Source organism: Staphylococcus simulans, from assembly GCF_047037175.1.
Taxonomy (GTDB): domain Bacteria; phylum Bacillota; class Bacilli; order Staphylococcales; family Staphylococcaceae; genus Staphylococcus; species Staphylococcus simulans_C.
This window is the reverse complement of record NZ_CP178241.1, coordinates 212,767-230,264: the sequence shown is the minus strand read 5'-3', so window position 1 is coordinate 230,264 and position 17,498 is coordinate 212,767. Positions and strand designations below refer to the sequence as shown.

General features: G+C 36.9%; 17 protein-coding genes and 1 riboswitch. Of the genes, 5 read left to right on the top strand and 12 right to left on the bottom strand.

Annotated elements, in window-relative coordinates:
• Positions 1-55: 55 nt before the first annotated feature.
• From ACFCT9_RS01045 to ACFCT9_RS01035, 3 genes are all read right to left on the bottom strand, one after another.
• Positions 56-715: a potassium channel family protein gene (locus ACFCT9_RS01045; protein ID WP_002480517.1), complete on the bottom strand. Its 660-nt coding sequence runs from the start codon at positions 713-715 to the stop codon at positions 56-58.
• Between the two features lie 93 nt (positions 716-808).
• A complete protein-coding gene (locus ACFCT9_RS01040; protein ID WP_412520112.1) occupies positions 809-1,846 on the bottom strand; it encodes a cytochrome d ubiquinol oxidase subunit II in 1,038 nt (345 codons plus the stop codon).
• Positions 1,843-3,198: a cytochrome ubiquinol oxidase subunit I gene (locus tag ACFCT9_RS01035; RefSeq protein ID WP_412520110.1), complete on the bottom strand. Its 1,356-nt coding sequence runs from the start codon at positions 3,196-3,198 to the stop codon at positions 1,843-1,845. The genes ACFCT9_RS01040 and ACFCT9_RS01035 overlap by 4 nt, the downstream gene beginning before the upstream one ends.
• Positions 3,199-3,387: 189 nt before the next feature.
• Between ACFCT9_RS01035 and ACFCT9_RS01030 the strand changes: the two genes are divergently transcribed.
• Positions 3,388-3,624, top strand: a complete 237-nt coding sequence (locus ACFCT9_RS01030) for a glutaredoxin family protein (protein WP_412520108.1) — start codon at positions 3,388-3,390, stop codon at positions 3,622-3,624.
• A 330-nt stretch (positions 3,625-3,954) separates the two neighbouring features.
• On the opposite strand, the gene ptsP is transcribed toward ACFCT9_RS01030, so the two are convergent.
• The 5 genes from ptsP to auxA all read right to left on the bottom strand — a co-directional run bounded on the left by ptsP (position 3,955) and on the right by auxA (position 9,281).
• Positions 3,955-5,676, bottom strand: coding sequence for a phosphoenolpyruvate--protein phosphotransferase (gene ptsP, locus ACFCT9_RS01025; RefSeq protein ID WP_412520106.1), 1,722 nt, complete (start codon positions 5,674-5,676; stop codon positions 3,955-3,957).
• 1 nt (position 5,677) lies between these two features.
• Positions 5,678-5,944, bottom strand: coding sequence for a phosphocarrier protein HPr (locus tag ACFCT9_RS01020; protein WP_412520104.1), 267 nt, complete (start codon positions 5,942-5,944; stop codon positions 5,678-5,680).
• A 160-nt stretch (positions 5,945-6,104) separates the two neighbouring features.
• Positions 6,105-6,653: a DUF697 domain-containing protein gene (locus tag ACFCT9_RS01015; RefSeq protein ID WP_412520102.1), complete on the bottom strand. Its 549-nt coding sequence runs from the start codon at positions 6,651-6,653 to the stop codon at positions 6,105-6,107.
• Between the two features lies 1 nt (position 6,654).
• Positions 6,655-7,857: a class I SAM-dependent rRNA methyltransferase gene (locus ACFCT9_RS01010; RefSeq protein ID WP_412520101.1), complete on the bottom strand. Its 1,203-nt coding sequence runs from the start codon at positions 7,855-7,857 to the stop codon at positions 6,655-6,657.
• 110 nt (positions 7,858-7,967) lie between these two features.
• Positions 7,968-9,281, bottom strand: a complete 1,314-nt coding sequence (gene auxA, locus ACFCT9_RS01005) for a lipoteichoic acid stability factor AuxA (protein ID WP_412520099.1) — start codon at positions 9,279-9,281, stop codon at positions 7,968-7,970.
• 234 nt (positions 9,282-9,515) lie between these two features.
• A riboswitch (TPP riboswitch) is annotated at positions 9,516-9,618 on the top strand.
• A 106-nt stretch (positions 9,619-9,724) separates the two neighbouring features.
• Here auxA and ACFCT9_RS01000 point away from each other — a divergent pair.
• The 4 genes from ACFCT9_RS01000 (at position 9,725) to ACFCT9_RS00985 (ending at position 12,967) form a co-directional block, all read left to right on the top strand.
• Positions 9,725-10,300, top strand: coding sequence for an ECF transporter S component (locus ACFCT9_RS01000; protein ID WP_412520098.1), 576 nt, complete (start codon positions 9,725-9,727; stop codon positions 10,298-10,300).
• A 12-nt stretch (positions 10,301-10,312) separates the two neighbouring features.
• Positions 10,313-11,722, top strand: a complete 1,410-nt coding sequence (locus ACFCT9_RS00995; RefSeq protein WP_412520096.1) for an ABC transporter ATP-binding protein — start codon at positions 10,313-10,315, stop codon at positions 11,720-11,722.
• The gene (locus ACFCT9_RS00990; protein WP_412520094.1) at positions 11,715-12,509 is read left to right on the top strand and encodes an energy-coupling factor transporter transmembrane component T family protein; all 795 of its coding nucleotides are present in this window, start codon (positions 11,715-11,717) and stop codon (positions 12,507-12,509) included. Before ACFCT9_RS00995 ends, ACFCT9_RS00990 begins: the two co-directional genes overlap by 8 nt.
• Before the next feature lie 233 nt (positions 12,510-12,742).
• Entirely contained in the window at positions 12,743-12,967 is a 225-nt protein-coding gene (locus ACFCT9_RS00985; RefSeq protein ID WP_412520092.1) for a hypothetical protein, read from the top strand.
• Between the two features lie 158 nt (positions 12,968-13,125).
• Here ACFCT9_RS00985 and purD read toward each other — a convergent pair whose 3' ends face one another.
• From purD to purM, 4 genes are read right to left on the bottom strand one after another with little or no spacing between them, the layout of a single operon-like run.
• The gene (purD, locus tag ACFCT9_RS00980; protein ID WP_412520090.1) at positions 13,126-14,373 is read right to left on the bottom strand and encodes a phosphoribosylamine--glycine ligase; all 1,248 of its coding nucleotides are present in this window, start codon (positions 14,371-14,373) and stop codon (positions 13,126-13,128) included.
• Positions 14,374-14,397: 24 nt separating this feature from the next.
• Positions 14,398-15,876, bottom strand: coding sequence for a bifunctional phosphoribosylaminoimidazolecarboxamide formyltransferase/IMP cyclohydrolase (gene purH / locus ACFCT9_RS00975; protein ID WP_412520089.1), 1,479 nt, complete (start codon positions 15,874-15,876; stop codon positions 14,398-14,400).
• Between the two features lie 17 nt (positions 15,877-15,893).
• Positions 15,894-16,460, bottom strand: a complete 567-nt coding sequence (gene purN, locus ACFCT9_RS00970) for a phosphoribosylglycinamide formyltransferase (protein WP_412520087.1) — start codon at positions 16,458-16,460, stop codon at positions 15,894-15,896.
• A complete protein-coding gene (gene purM, locus ACFCT9_RS00965) occupies positions 16,457-17,497 on the bottom strand; it encodes a phosphoribosylformylglycinamidine cyclo-ligase (RefSeq protein ID WP_412520085.1) in 1,041 nt (346 codons plus the stop codon). The genes purN and purM overlap by 4 nt, the downstream gene beginning before the upstream one ends.
• Between the last annotated feature and the right edge of the window lies 1 nt (position 17,498).

Here is a 17,498-nt window from a genome sequence, read left to right as displayed (position 1 = left end):
GCATAATAAAAGCACATTCCGTGAAGGAATGTGCTTTTATTTGTATAAGGTTGTGTTAGTGGACGAGTTTTTTCTCGAAGCGATTTAAGTCGTTATCATGTCCAATCATAATCAAGATATCGCCAAGTTCAATATTCATATTCGGATCTGGAGAAATAATTACATCTTTATCTCGCTTAATCGCGATGATATTGATACCGAAGTTTGCGCGGATATCTAAATCAACAATCGTTTGACCAGCAATACGTTCATTGGCTTTAGCTTCAACAATTGAATATTCATCCGCAAGTTCCAAGTAATCCAAAACACTGGCACTCGCGATATTATGCGCAATTCTGCGTCCCATATCTCGTTCAGGATGGACGACTAAGTCTGCACCGATTTTATTTAAAATCTTCGCATGGTAATCGTTTTGGGCTTTCGCAATTACCTTTTTAACCCCTAATTCTTTAAGAATCAGTGTAGTTAAGGTACTTGTTTGAATGTTTTCACCAATTGCGACAATCACTTGGTCAAAGTTACGAATCCCTAAACTTTTCATAACAGCTTCATCTGTTGTATCAGCCACGACCGCATGTGTCGCAATTTCACTATATTCATTTACGCGTGCTTCACTTAAGTCGATAGCCATGACATCCATGCCTAATGCATTTAATTCTCGGACGATACTGCCGCCGAAACGACCTAATCCTATCACAACGAATTCTTTTTCCATATCTCTTACAACCTCCGCAAAATAAAAGTGAGATAAGGCTCTGAGCAATCATAGTTGCCTATGATTGTGCCTCACCTCACCTTAGACTTAATATTAATGATAACCCTCATCATTCTTCCCTTCAACATAATCTTTATTGAAGATGAATAATCTCATTAAAAAGATGAGTGCCGGAATCAGCATGAATAATCCTACAAATGCGACAATCGTTAAGGCCCAAGCCATCGCATCATCTGTTTTGTGAATGTTTCCATTGATAAACGGATACAAGATGTACGGCCATTTACTTAAACCATAACCAGCTACAGCTGTTGCCATTTGAATAATCACAAATATAAATGCTGTTCCAGGTGATTTTTTAATTATAGATAATATCCAAGCTACTAACAAGCATAATATACTAATCAAGAACAGCCACCAATATTGATTGACCGCAATGTCAAAGTGCTGCTTGTTTTGTGCACGTAATGTGATGAAAGTAAATAATGACACTAAAGCCATTGGCGGACCCCAGAATATAAACCACATGCGAATAATATTATAAGCTTTCATATTTTCAGCTTTACGTGCGTAATACGCAAGGAATCCTGATGATATATACATCACTGAGATTAGTGCTAAGAAGACAACGGCCCAAGCAAATGGACTAAAGAATAAATCTGCCCAATTTAAATCAACACCTGTACCTGAGCTTGTCTTATGAATATAGCCGCCTTCTGAGATAACAAGTCCCATACTTAATGCCGCTGGAATAAATAATCCAGATACACTATGAAGAACAAGCCAAGATAACTTTGAATCCGGTCCATAGTTCTGGAACGCATAGAAACTACCACGTATAGTCAGTAGAATTAACGCAATAGAACCCGGTACCAAAAGTACAGTACCATAATAGTACGCGAAATCCGGGAAGAATCCGACAATACCAACTGTAAAGAATACTAAGAATACGTTTGTAACTTCCCAAATCGGATTCAAATAGCGTCCGATAAGCGGTACTAAGGTACTTTCAGTTCCTCTTAATTTCGATTGTAAAATGAAGATTCCTGCACCAAAGTCAATTGAAGCAATAACAATATACAAGAATAAGAATAGATAAAGGACTACCATTCCAAATGCTGTAATACTCATGATGCTTCACCTCGGCTCTCTTCTAATTTTTCCACATCTTTATACGGCGGGTTATTCTTGAACATACGAATTAATACATAAGTTGCTGTGAATATGATGATGAAATAAACTACACCGAATGCGATCGTAACGCCAGGTAAACCACCTGCACGTGTTGCTGCCTCAGAGACTCTCATGTAACCTCTTAAGATCCAAGGTTGACGGCCCATTTCTGTTAAGAACCATCCGAACTCAATCGCAAGCATTGCGGCAGGACCTGTTAATAATATGCCATAAAGCAAGATTTTATGTGTTGAGAACTTGCGCCATTTCTTAACTAATCGTGTTAATACATAAATACCTGATACAACGAAGCAGAAGATACCGCTAGTTACCATCAAGTCAAAGAAGTAATGGACAATTAATGGCGGTTGTTCATTTTTAGGGAATTCATTCAACCCTTGCACTTCTGTATTGATATTATTATCAGATAAGAAGCTTAAGAGTGCCGGTATTTTAATAGCGCCATGCACTTCTTGGTTTTTCTCATCTAAGACACCAAACAGAACTAAATCCGCGCGTTTTTCAGTATCATAATGCCATTCATAAGCAGCTAATTTTTCAGGCTGTTCTTGATGTAAGAACTTCGCTGATAAATCTCCTGCAAGCATAGAACCTAAGGTAAAGATTAAACCAACAGTCATCGTTAATTTCAAAGCTTTCTTATGATAATCTCTGTCTTGTTCAAATTTATTCTTCAAGAGTTTAAATGCAGCAATTGCCGCTAAAATAAAGGCCATTGTCATAATGGCTGTGGTAATCACGTGGAAAGCTCTGACACCAAATGAGGAGTTGAACATTGCGGCAACTGGATCAACGTGAATCATTTTGCCGTTTTTCAATTGGAATCCTTCAGGTGTATTCATAAATGAGTTGACTGAAGTAATAAAGAACGCTGATACCGTACCGCCTAATACTACCGGAATACCCATAATTAAGTGCGTCCATTTATTTTTGAATCGTTTCCAAGTGTAGAAATAAATACTAAGGAATATCGCTTCGAAGAAGAAAGCGAAGACTTCCATGAAGAGCGGTAATGCTATCACGTGACCTGCAATCTTCATAAATTCTGGCCAAAGCAATGACAACTGTAATTCAATAATGGTACCTGTTACAACACCAACCGCAACAGTTACCGCATAACCTTTGGCCCACCTTTTCGCTAATGTGATATATTTAGCATCATTTCTCTTAATCCCAAGAAATTCAGCAATTACGAACATAAGTGGCATCCCCACACCAATTGTCGCAAAGATAATATGCACAGCTAAGGTCATGGCAGTTAAAAATCTGCTCAGTTCTACTGCTTCCATAATATCACCCTATTTTTCTCTATATTTTTATTTCTGTCCATTGCCCGCACACTCTAGTTGAAATATGAAAAAATGAATCAAACAGCATCGTCTTACATTTAAAACATTCAATTTCAAAAATTGACTTGATTTTTAACTTTTCCTTTAATAAAGTAAACACATCAAAGAAAAGTAAAGGAAGATGAAACCATGACGAATGTAGTTATTTATACACAAAACGATTGTCCTCCGTGTCAGTTCGTGAAAAATTATCTCGATCATCATCAAATCTCATATACTGAGAAAAACATTTCCAATTCACAATATCGCAATGAAATGATTGATTTTGATGCATTTTCAACGCCATTTATCTTAATCGGTGAGACACCTATGTATCAAGTCGACATAGATAAAATCAACACGCTGCTTCACCTTGATCAAAACTAATTTAAAATTGAATGCACTCTATTTTCATTTACCATTAAGTTAAAGGGTCTAAACAATTCTGCTATCGGGTTTATAGACATAGTACCTTATATGTTACGCTCTCATATGCTAGTTTACAATCATTCTAATCAAGGTTTTCATTATATTTGTATAGAATTTAAATAACTGTCACAAATTCGTAAAAATGAACACTTTATAAGTAGTAATTAAATACAAACAAGTTAAATAGCACATCAAATGTTTTGTAAATGATCGCAAATAAATAAAACCGTGATGAACAAGAATCAGAGATTCATTTCATCACGGTTTTATTCATATTTCTAGTATTGATTATGCACGTTTCGTATAGTCTTCAACTAATGCGACAACTTCTTCAGAAGTTGCACAATCTACTGCTTTCGCTGCGAGTTCTTTCATTTGCGCTTCGCCTAAGCTTCTGATTAAGCGACGTGCTTTAAGGATTGATGTTGCACTCATAGAGAACTCATCTAATCCAAGACCTAACAATAATGGAATTGCAGTTTGGTCTCCGGCCATTTCGCCACACATACCTGTCCATTTACCTTCAGCATGAGACGCTTCGATAACACGGTGAATCAAGCGTAAAATAGCTGGGTTGTATGGTTGGTATAAATAAGACACACGTTCTGACATACGGTCAGCTGCCATTGTATATTGAATTAAGTCATTTGTTCCAATACTAAAGAAGTCTACTTCTTTCGCAAAGACGTCAGCAAGAGATGCTGTTGATGGAATTTCAACCATGATACCTAATTCGATATCATCTGAAACCTCAACGCCTTCATTTTTAAGGTTTTGACGTTCTTCTTCTAATAATGCTTTCGCATCACGGAATTCTTGAATTGTCGCAACCATTGGGAACATAATGTTTAATTTTCCGTATACTGATGCACGTAATAACGCACGTAATTGCGGTCGGAAAATTTCTGGTTGTGCTAAGCACAAGCGGATTGCACGATAACCTAAGAATGGGTTCATTTCTTCAGGCAAGTCTAAATATGGTAATTCTTTATCTCCACCAATATCTAATGTACGAACAACTACGCGTTTACCTTTCATTGCTTCAAGGACCGCTTTGTAAGCCTCAAATTGTTCGTCTTCAGTTGGCATTTGATCTCTACCCATATATAGGAATTCAGTACGATATAATCCGATACCTTCTGCACCGTTTTCGACAACACCAGGTAAATCGTTTGGTGTACCGATATTTGCAGCTAATTCTACATGATGGCCATCTTCTGTTACAGATTCAGCATCACGTAATTTTTGTAATTCTTGTTTATCTTTGAAGAAGTTATCACGTTTCTCTTGATATTGTGCCACTACTTCGTCACTTGGATTGACAATAACATCGCCTGTCATACCATCTACAATAATGATGTCGCCTGCTTCAACTTCCTCAGTAATCGTTTTAGTACCAACGACTGCTGGGATTTCTAATGAACGGCTCATAATTGCTGAGTGAGATGTTCTGCCTCCAATGTTAGTTACAAACCCTTGCACATATTGTTTATTCAATTGTGCAGTATCTGAAGGTGTCAAGTCATTCCCGATAATAACGACACTTTCATCAATGATACTTGGATTTGGTAAATCCACACCTAAGATGTGTGCTAATACACGTTTAGAAACGTCGCGGATATCAGCTGCACGTTCTGCCATGTATTCATTGTCCATTGATTCAAATATTGTGATAAATTGATTTGAAACATCTGTTAACGCTTGAGCAGCATTAACATTTTCATTTTTAATTTTGTCTTCAATAGGTTGGATAAGTTCTGGATCTTCAAGCACTAATAAATGTGCATCGAAAATAGCTGCTTTATCTGCACCTAGTTGTTTTTCGGCATTATTTCTGATTTTAGTCAATTCAACTTTTGATGTGTTAAGTGCGCCGTTAAATTTTGCAACTTCAGCTTCTGTGTCAGTCACTGTTCCGTTATCAAACGATAGGTCAGGTTCTACTAACAGATAAGCTTTTGCAATTGCGACACCGTCAGATGCCGCAATCCCTCTAATATTTTTAGTCATATTAGTTAGTTAAACCTTCTTTAGTTAAAACATCAGTGATAGCTTGAATTGCATCAGCTTCGTCGCTTCCGTCAGCATAGATAGTAATGTCAGCATCTTTACCTACACCTAAGCTCATAACACCCATAATTGATTTTAAGTTGACTTTTTTACCGTTGTATTCAAGTTGAATATCTGAATCAAATTTTGAAGCAGTTTGTACAAGCATTGTAGCTGGACGAGCATGAATACCTGTTTCGTCGATGATAGTGTATGATTGTTGTTCCATAATAATCTTTCTCCTTCGCATCCATTAATTGGTGAGTGACTCACCTGAACATTATTACACCTTAACATTACCAAAAAATGAAGGTAAATTCAATTTGTTTAACCCATACAGGGCCGTGATTTTAGCGTTTTTGTGAAAATATGCACAATTATTTGGCAACTTAATTGTTCAGTAATTTTTTGGCAACGCTTTCACATTTTTCGATATGTTCGTTACCCATTTTTTTCATGAAATAATAGCTGATTGATGCAGCGATTGCTTGACCGACAACTGGGAACCATCTCGTTTGTTTCGCAGCTGTACGTTTTGCTACATCTTTAACCACCATTTTTAAAATACCTTTTGAAACGGTGCGTCCGATAAATTGGCTCCCTTGAATAGATGCCGCAACGAAAATGCGTTCTTTCAAGTCATCACTCATGCGATTGACTTCTTTATGATCTAAACCGTAGATTTTATTTATATCTTCGATAATATCTTTCATCAGCTTTAAATCGACACCGAAATCCAATCCCGGAATCGGAACGATACTAGCTGAAGAGGAAAGCAATGCTTTCTTTCTCACGAGCTCTTCAGCACGTTCACGTCGTTTATTTAAATCTTCAATACTTGTAGGTAAATGTCCTTTTCCGACAACTGGGTCAATTTTCAATACTTTATTACCAATTTTATCGGTAGATTTTTTAATAAATTTATCTTTAAACCCCATGTTAGTCCTCCTCGTAGATTACTTCTTCCACTTTCTCTGATACCCGAACAAAGACTACTTTTAAATATTTTGATGGTTTATAGTGCGGATGTGTTTTGAAATCTTTTGGAAGCCCCATAGCTTCAATAATTTCAAAATCAACATCTTGTGCATCTAATGTCTTTTTAATCATATTTTTAAACGCTTTAGATGTTAATGCACTAGAATTTGTACTTAAAATCAATGTACCCCCATCATTTAAAATAGGTAAAGCTTCTTCAATCAACTTATGATAGTCTTTTTGGACCGTAAAGACTTTTTTCTTATTGCGCGCAAAACTTGGCGGGTCAATAACAATTGTGTCATAAACAATATTATGTCTCGCCGCATAATGATAAAAGTCAAATGTATCCATCACGTAAATGTATTGTGTTTTCGGGTCTATACCATTTACCCCAAAGTTCTCCTCTGTCAAACCTCTAGAACGATTCGCTAGGTCGACACTTGTTGTTTCTTTTGCTGTTTGTGCCGCAATCACAGAAAATGCACCAGTATAACTGAATAAATTCAAGACACTGCGATCTTGTGCATAGACATCTCGTAATTTTTTACGTACTTCTTTTTGGTCTAAGAATATCCCTGTCATCGGACCATCATCTAAATCTACATTATAGAATGTAAAGTTTTCTTCAATGATAATTGGAAATTCCGGTGCTTCCCCTGTTACAAAACCGCTAGATACTTCACTGTCTTTAAAACGTGTCTTCTCAAAAATTGACGTATAAGGAAAGACCGCTTCAACAGCTTTCAAAACATCATCTCTGAACGCGTAAATTCCTTTTGAATACCATTGAATTAATAAATGTTTATCATAATAGTCGATCGTTAAACCTCCGACACCGTCTCCTTCTGCATTAAACAATCTAAATGCATTCGTACCATCAATGTCAAAGTAATATTGACGATATGCTAAAGCATCTTCAAATAAAGCTTCGAAAAAACTTTGATTAATAGCCGCTTCAGCATCATAACTTAATACCCAGCCTAACCCTTTATGTTGGCGTCCAACATAAGCCGTCGCGATGTATTTGCCATCATCAGTGACAATATGAAAAATATCACCATCTTCTAAATGGCTATGTTCATAAATATCTTCTTCATCCACTAAAGGATACTGATTTAAATATTTTTGTTCTTTACCTTTATTTAATATTGCAGTCTTCATATTATTATTCCGCCTTCTATGTGTAGTTACTTTTATCTTAACGTATCAGACGCTTCCTTTCTAAAAAGAACGTCTTAAATCCATTAAAAAAAGCTGAGAAACTAAGTTTCTCAGCCTTTACGTGATTCTGCATTAACCGGTGTGCGTAATTGAATAATAAATGCAATCGTGATGGCCACAAGCATAATCAATAAGATTGGTGTAATGAAGATGGATAACAACAATCCATGAATCATGATGTTGATAAACTCTGTAAGCAATTTAAAGAATAAAATGCTGACCATAAACAACTGCACATAATACATTTTACCGCGTAAGAAATGCGTCAGTGTTGTGATAATATAAGCGATAATCACAAGCAATAACAAGAAGAGTGTAATCCACTCTATCACATAAGATGTTTGTGATAATTCCCAATCCCCTGACATAAACAGGGCGTTACGGTTATTTAACTCTAACAACGTAAATAGGAATAAAATCGCACCACAAATCAATTCAATGATGCCTGGTTTAATCCATTTCGGGCGACGCATCCAATTTGGAAAATCATCTTCTTGCAGATTCACTTTATCTTTGATTGATTTTTTAATGCTATCTCTTTTTCTTCTGATTTTTTCTAAATCAATACTTCTGCGTGTTCGATATGTTAATTCTTGCGTACGCTCTTGGAATTCACGCAATTGTTCTTTCGTTTGACTGATTGTGCCATTCTTATCCGTACGTGAATACAACATTTCTTCGCCTAGTTCTGCTTTTGTTAACGGCAACGATCTTCTAAGGAATAAGAAATTCCAAATCGACATTTGACCTAAGCACCACATCACAAGGAAGAATGCATTGACACTTAAAATATCAATTAACGCAATCTCATGACTTTCAATTCTTCCGTATAACGAAATTTGAGAAATTAAATAGCTGAATCCGTACGTACAGATAATCCATAAATAATGTTCTTTCTGATGCGCACTGTTCAACTCATCCTTGTACACAATGTAACCAATATGCACTATGAACGGAATCACGAATACAATCGCAAAGAAACCGTAAACTTGAGTCATAAAGACAATTGTGACGAGAAAGAAAAAGATTCCTATTATAAGGAAGAAAATTGAGATATCATAATCATATTTTGTAGTCATAAATAATAAGTAGCCAATCCACAGCAATGCAACACCAAATAAGATAATCAAAATGGCACTGACCACTGGAAAATGACCAATAAATTGACTCATAATCCGTATTATTTCAACAAAGAAAGCATTGATGAAATCCCACACATTACTAATATGTATGTCAACCTTGCTTCCTTTAGCAAGTTTATGGATAAATGATAAATTGAGTAAGACAATGATTCCAATGAAAAGTGAAACAATGCCAATAATCAAACTATAAATGATTTCAGCGTGCTTCTTTATATACGACATGTTTTTCACCTCATAGTTATTATATATGAACAATTCCATTGTGTCTTTAAAAATTAAAGCAAATCATTCTATGGTAGTATATTAGACTCAGACGCTATGCTCAATCCTTAAGACACAATTTAACTTAAACTTAATATGAACTTGCCATTTCCATACCCTTTCTGTTGTACTTAAATCTAAAACCACCTTGACAGAAACTATGAAAAAGCATACATTTAGTATAAATCTAATAAAGAAATACACTAGGGGTGTTTCGAACTGAGATGAAGCCATGAGCTTCAAACCCTTCGAACCTGATCTAGCTGAGACTAGCGTAGGAAAGTGTACTGATTAAACTGGTTTGTAAATTCAGGGTAGAACCAGGTTATTCTAATGCTCATTTTCACGCTGCTTGCTAGACAAGTTTGCGTGTTTTTTTTGTTTTTATAGGAGGAATTGACATCATGTCTAAAGGACTTAAGCTTTCAGATATCTTAGTTACTGTCTTAATCGCAGTCATCTTTGCTATCATTTACAACATTTGGAATCTCGTGTACAAAGCCATGCAAGTGAGTGGTTTACACATAGAGGAATTATCATACGGAATGTGGTTTGCTGCAGCAGTTGTCGCATACTTAATCATTCCTAAAGCCGGTATTGCCTTGTTAGCTGAATTTGCTGCAGGTGCCGGTGAAACAATTGTAATGGGACAATTTGATATCGCAACCATTATTTACGGCTTACTACAAGGTTTAGCTTGTGAGATTATTTTTGCGATTTTCCGTTATAAATCACGTACTTTAATGGTTGCTGTACTTGCTGGTTTAGCAGCCGCTTTAATTACATTCCCTATTGACTTCTACTACGGCTATTTAGGTGAAGTTGCGGGTTGGAACTTATTCTTATATGTATTCTTCCGTTGTATCAGCGGGATTGTACTTGCTGGGATTTTCCCATATTTTCTTGTCAAAGCTTTGGATCAAACAGGGGTTACAAAATTATTCCGCCCTGCTTCTAAAAAGGATTATGACAACTTGTAAGGAGACATAAACGTGTTACTTGCTCAAAATTTACGACTGAAATACCCAAATGCACCAGATAAAATATTTGATGGTTTAGATATAGAAATACCTGATAAGCAAAAGGTCTTATTACTCGGCCCTTCAGGCTGCGGTAAAAGTACTTTATTAAATGTATTAAGCGGCATTGTGCCAAATTTAATCGAACTTCCAATGAAATATGATGCATTGGAAGTCGATTTAAATAGCGGCGTCATCTTCCAAGACCCAGACACACAATTTTGTATGCCGAAGGTTTATGAAGAACTCGCATTTGTCTTAGAAAATAAGCAAGTGCCGAGAAAAGAGATGGATGCTTTAATTCAACAAGCATTAGCTTCTGTCGACTTAGAAGTTGGACCGAAACAAACGGTACATCAATTAAGTGGCGGGATGAAACAAAAACTGGCGATTGCAGAAACGGTACTTCAAGAAGCAGATACTTTATTCTTAGATGAACCGACTGCCATGTTAGATGTCGATGCGACAGAAGATTTATGGAATCAAATTAAAGACATGTGGCAAGACCAAACAGTTTTAATTGTAGAACACAAAGTAGAACATATTTGGGAACATGTTGATCGTGTCATCTTAATGAATCATCACGGAAATATTATTGCGGATAATACACCAGACGTCATTTTAAAACAACATGAAGATTTATTAACAGAATATGGTGTTTGGCATCCCAATGCTTGGAAACATGCGCCACAAGCGACATTGTCACCAAATAAAGACATTTCACCGCGCTTCAAGTATATAAACGGTGAAGTGATACGCGGTAAGAAAACACTAATACAAGTGCCTGAACTTGCGATTGGTGATGGTGAGTGGATTACCATTACAGGGAAAAACGGTGCAGGCAAAACCACGTTGCTTGAATCAATGATGCAGTTGATTAAATACCGTGGGGATATGTCATATGATGGCAAGGCGCTTCATAAAATTAAAGAAGCCGCCCAACATATGTACTTGGTCTATCAAAATCCAGAACTGCAATTTATTACGAATTCAGTTTATGAAGAAATTTTCATCAACTTCAGCGGTGATACTGCGAAAGCTGAAACGGAAAAACTTATCGCCCTTTTAAACTTAGAAGCTGTACACGACCATCACCCGTTCGAACTCTCTATGGGTCAAAAACGTCGCTTAAGTGTCGCAACTGCATTAAGTTCACGTGCAGACATTATCTTGTTGGATGAGCCGACATTTGGTTTAGACAGTCACAATACATTTAATTTATTAGACCTCTTCCAACAACGCGTTGCACAAGGTCAAACGATTATTATGGTAACACATGATCCAAACATCATTGAACGCTATCCAACAAGACGCATTGAATTACGCGACCATTTATTATGTGAAGAAGTGTTATTTGAAATGGAAGGTGAAACAAATGTATGAAGCATGGAAAAAGTATTTCACCTTCGTAGATGAAGTTAATATCATTACGAAATTAGGCTTAGGTATTTTCTTATTCTTCTTTGTGATTTTCATTCACAACTTTGATGTGATGATTTACTTAACCGCTTTGATGTTTTTATTCTTAATCATTTTCGGCGGGATGAAACTGAAAGTGACTGCCCTATTTGTGCTCTATACGGTCATCTTCAGTCTCATTTCTGCACTCTTCATGATTTTCTATGGAGATGGCACACATACGCTATTTAAATTAGGCTTTATCCATATCACGACAGAAAGTTTAGTTAGAGGACTACATTTATCTATGCGTACAGATACGGTAACCTTCTTGGGCATAGCCATAGCCTTTACGTCGCAGATTGTGATGATTTTCTATAGCTTGATGCAGCACCTACGTGTGAAACCAAAAGTTGCGTATGCCTTTATGGCCGCAATCAGAATGGTACCGTTGATTATCAGTTCATTTATTCAATTACGTAAATCATTGAAAATGCGTTATCGCATGGTTGATAAATCTAACTATCGTGGCTTCAAACGTATTAAACACTTAATCATTCCATTATTAAGTCAAAACATACGTAAAGCACATCAACTGTCAGTCGCAATGGAGAAAAAAGGATTTAAAGATGGCAAAAGAACCTATTATTACTATGCACCCTTTAGTTATCGTGATTTCTTATTTATCTTATTATTTGCGGCGATTTTAATTATTTCTGTAATGTTAGCTCATTATTTACCAATTACAGGAATAACTGACGTACGTGGTTGACACAAGCCGTTATAGTTCTTAAAATTTTCATCGGGCTGTGGTAGTCGAGCTGCAGCCCAACCAATATTTACATTTTCATTCATCCATATTTTTCCCAGCAGTAAACGGTCACCGATTCAACCGTTTGCTGCATTTTTTATACTTAACTCTTATCATTTGATTAAATCAAAAGTGTTATACATGTTATAATTAAAATAATCAGATTCACACAGAAAGATTGGGGGCAAAGTTTCATGAAAAAACGTAATGATGCATACGAAAAAGGCTATCAACAAGCCGTTAAAGAAATTGAGACCATGTCAAAACTTAAAAATAAAAAGCGCCGTTTAAACAACTACATTAAAAAACGTAAAAGAGCATGGAAATGGCGTCAAATATTCAATAAACATAGTTCACGCTTTATCGCAGGCTATAAACAAGCCTATATTGATATGGCGAAATCAATCCCTGAAGAGTAAGGAAGTCATCGCTTCCTTGCTTTTTTATTTTCTACACCTTACACATTCGTGATTAAAGGCACACCACTTAACAATAACTCATTTTATGTATTTTCACTGCATACCAAAAAACAGCCACTACACAATGTAGGGCTGTTTTTAAGACAATGTATATTTAATTATGCTTCATGTTTGATTGCTTTATCACTGATGTCACGACGATAGAATAAACCTTCACTGTCAATAGCATCTGCTTTTTTATAAGCATTCGCTTTGGCTTCTTTAACTGTTTTTCCCTCACCGATGACTAAGATAACACGACCGCCAGAAGTGACGTAATCGTCGCCTTCTTTTTTCAAACCGCTGACAAATGTTTGTCCATCTAATTCAAAGCCGCTGACTTTCACACCTTTTTCGTATGAACCAGGATAGCCTTTAGATGCTAACATCACACCTACAACTGCATCGTCTTTCCATTTGTATTCGATTGGTCGACGTGCTTCTAAGTCTAAGATATGTTGCATTAGGTCGCTTTCCATACGTGTTAATAATACTTGCGCTTCTGGATCACCGAAACGTGCATTGAACTCGATAACTTTCGGTCCTTCATCAGTTAAGATCGCACCGATATAAAGCACACCGAAGAATGGATAACCTTCTTCTTGCATGGCTTTCGCAATCGGTTGTGCAATTTCATCATTTGTACGTTTTAGTACATCTTCTGAAATATGAGGGACTGGGCAATACGCACCCATACCACCTGTATTTGGACCTTTATCACCATCATACGCACGTTTATGGTCTTGCGCGATTGTATCGAAAGGTACCGCATAATCACCGTTTACAAACGTCATCACAGAGTATTCTTCACCCTCTAAGAATTCTTCAAAGACAATTTTACCTTGTTCTTCAGGATAAAGTGTTTCCACTGCTTCTTTCGCTTCATCACGTGTCATCGCAATGATAACACCTTTACCTGCCGCAAGTCCGTCTTTCTTCAAGACAACAGGAATCTTACAATCTTCCACATAGTTTAAAGCTTCAGATTTAGAATTCACTTCTACATATTCCGCAGTTGGAATATCATATTTCTCCATGATACGTTTCGCAAATGATTTAGAGCCTTCAATTTGTGCAGCTTTCGCACCTGGACCGAAGACTTTAACACCTGCTTCACGTAATTTATCACCTAAACCTTCAGTTAAAGGTTGTTCTGGACCGATGACTGCCCATTCAACATCATGATCTACCGCAAATTTTACAATTTCATCATGTGCAGTTTCAGCAATTTCACCGTGCACTTCAGCGACAGTTTCCATTGCTGCATTTCCAGGAATTGCATACACTTGGTCAACAAGTTCAGATTGATTTAATTTGTGCGCAAGGACGTGTTCACGTCCTCCGCCTCCGATTACTAATACTTTCATCTTTAGCATTTTCCTCCTGAATGATTAATGTTTGAAGTGACGTACACCTGTCATTACCATCGCAATGCCGTGTTTGTCTGCCATATCAATAGAGTCTTGGTCTTTAATAGAACCACCTGGTTGGATGATTGCTTTGATACCTGCTTTCGCAGCTAATTCTACTGTGTCATCCATTGGGAAGAAACCATCTGAAACTAATGCTACATTGTCATTCATTTCAATCGCACGTTCAATTGCGATTTCTGCAGAACCGACACGGTTCATTTGACCCGCACCGATACCCACTGTTTGATGGTCGTTACTTAAGATGACTGCGTTACTTTTAACAGCCGCAACAACTTTCCAACCTAATTCCATTGCTTTCCATTGTGCTTCAGTTGGTTCAACTTTAGTCACAACTTTCATATCATCACGAGAAATTGTTTTTGTATCTTTATCTTGAACTAAATAACCGCCAGATACAGATACAAATTCTTGCTCATCATGATCAAGTGTCATATCCACTTCTAATAAACGGATATTTTTCTTTTGAGTCAAGATTTCAAGTGCTTCTTCAGTGAATGAAGGTGCAATGACAACTTCTAAGAAGATTGAATGTAATTTTTCAGCAAGTTCTTTTGATACTGGACGGTTCACCGCAACAATACCGCCAAAGATAGATTGGCTATCTGCTTCATACGCATTTTGATACGCTTCTTCGATAGATTCACCAACACCAACACCACATGGGTTCATATGTTTAACCGCTACTGCTGCTGGTTCTTCGAATTTCTTAACTAGTGCTAATGTCGCATCAGCATCTTTAATGTTGTTGAAGCTTAATTGTTTCCCGTGTAATTGTTTAGCGCCTGCAATCGTATTGTTCGCATCTGATGTACGTACAAAATAAGCTGTTTGTTGTGGGTTTTCACCATAACGTAAAGGTTCTTTATTTTCTTTGAAGAAGTTTACAATCGCATTATCGTAATCATTTGTATGTTCAAATACTTTGATCATTAATGATTTACGGAATGCTTCGTCTAATGTGTTGTTTTTAAGGTGTTCAATCACTGTGTCATAATCCGTTGGATCTACAACTGTTGTAACGTGTTTGAAGTTTTTCGCAGCTGCACGCAACATTGTTGGTCCACCGATATCGATGTTTTCAATCGCATCCATTTCAGTCACGTCCGGATTTGCGACAGTTTCTTTAAATGGATATAGGTTAACGACAACCATGTCGATAAGATCGATGCCTTTTTCTTTTAATTGTTGTAAATGTTCAGGTTTGTCGCGATCAGCTAAAATACCGCCATGCACTGCTGGGTGAAGTGTTTTTACACGACCGTCCATGATTTCATCAAATTGCGTCAAATCAGAAACAGATTTAACAGGAACGCCCGCTTCATCTAGCGCACGCTTTGTGCCGCCTGTAGAATACAATTCATAGTCTAATTCAACTAATGATTTCGCGAAGTCTACAATGCCAGTTTTGTCTGATACACTTAAAATTACTTTTTTCATGTTAGAAATTGCCCCTCTTATCGAATAATTTTTGCGATGACTCTAGGATAAAGTTCATATTCTAAATTTTTAATACGTTCTTCTAGTTGTGCTTTGGTATCATCCGGATAGATGTCACATTGACTTTGTTCAATGATTTCACCTGTATCCATTCCACTGTCTACATAATGAACAGTAGAACCTGTTACTTTATCGCCGCTTTCAAAAGCTTGGCCAATTGCGTCAATCCCTTTGTATTTAGGTAATAAAGCTGGATGAATGTTTAAAATACGGCCTTCATACGCATTCAATAAATCTGGACCGATTAAACGCATATAGCCTGCAAGTACAATCCATTCCACTTCTTCTTCTTTCAACAATTCTAATAAGCGTTGTTCATAATCACTTTTAGAGACAAATGTTTTAGGAAGTGTGACGTGTACAGGGATATTTAACTTCTCTGCACGTTCAATCGCGAACGCATCGTCGTGATCGACATAAAGTGCTGTGATTTCAATATTGTCTAGTCTGCCGTCTTGAACACGTTGTGCAATGTTTTCAAAGTTGCTGCCAGAACCTGACGCAAAGATCGCTACTTTAGTCACGCTTTAACCCCCGTTAATTCGATTGGTTCTTCTTTGCCTTCAACAATTTTGCCAATGTTGAACGCTTCAACATTTTGACCTTTTAAGATTTCTAATGTTTTTTCAGCATCTGCTTCATCTACAACTAATGTGAAACCAATACCCATATTGAAGATATTGTACATTTCTTCAGTCGCGATGCTGCCAGCTTCTTGTAACCAATCGAACACTTTAGGTGTGTTGAATGATTGTACATCAATTTCTGCTGTTACACCTTCTGGTAAAGCACGTGGAATATTCTCATAGAAACCGCCGCCTGTGATATGTGTCATCGCATGCAATTTCACTTGTTCTTTGACAGCTAATACAGGTTTAACATATAAACGTGTCGGTTCTAAGAAAGTATCTAAGTAAGTACGGCCATTGTCGAATTCAGCGTTTAAATCCACACCTGATTCATTAATTAAATGACGGACTAGGCTGTAACCATTTGAATGAATACCGCTAGAAGCTAAACCGATAATCACTTGTCCTGGTTTAACTGTTGAACCATCGATATATTCATCTTTTTCAACTGCGCCTACTGCAAAACCAGCTAAGTCATATTCGCCTTCATGGTACATTTCGCCCATTTCAGCTGTTTCTCCGCCGATTAAAGCAGTATTTGTTTCTTCACAACCATCGCTGACACCTTTAACAATTTGTTCGATAACTTCAGGTACAACTTTGTTTGTTGCGATGTAGTCAAGGAAATAAAGCGGTTCTGCACCTGTTGTTAAAATATCGTTTACACACATTGCCACTGCATCGATACCGATTGTGTCATGTTTATCATGATCTATCGCAAGTTTTAACTTTGTACCTACACCATCTGTACCAGATACTAAGACAGGTTTTTGCATGTTTAATTGTGATAAATCAAACGCTGCACCGAAACCTCCTAGTCCACCTAGTACTTCTTTACGCATTGTACGTTGCACATGGCTTTTCATACGCTCAACTGCTTCATATCCAGCATGAATATCCACACCGGCATTTTTATAAGAATCTGCTGCCACA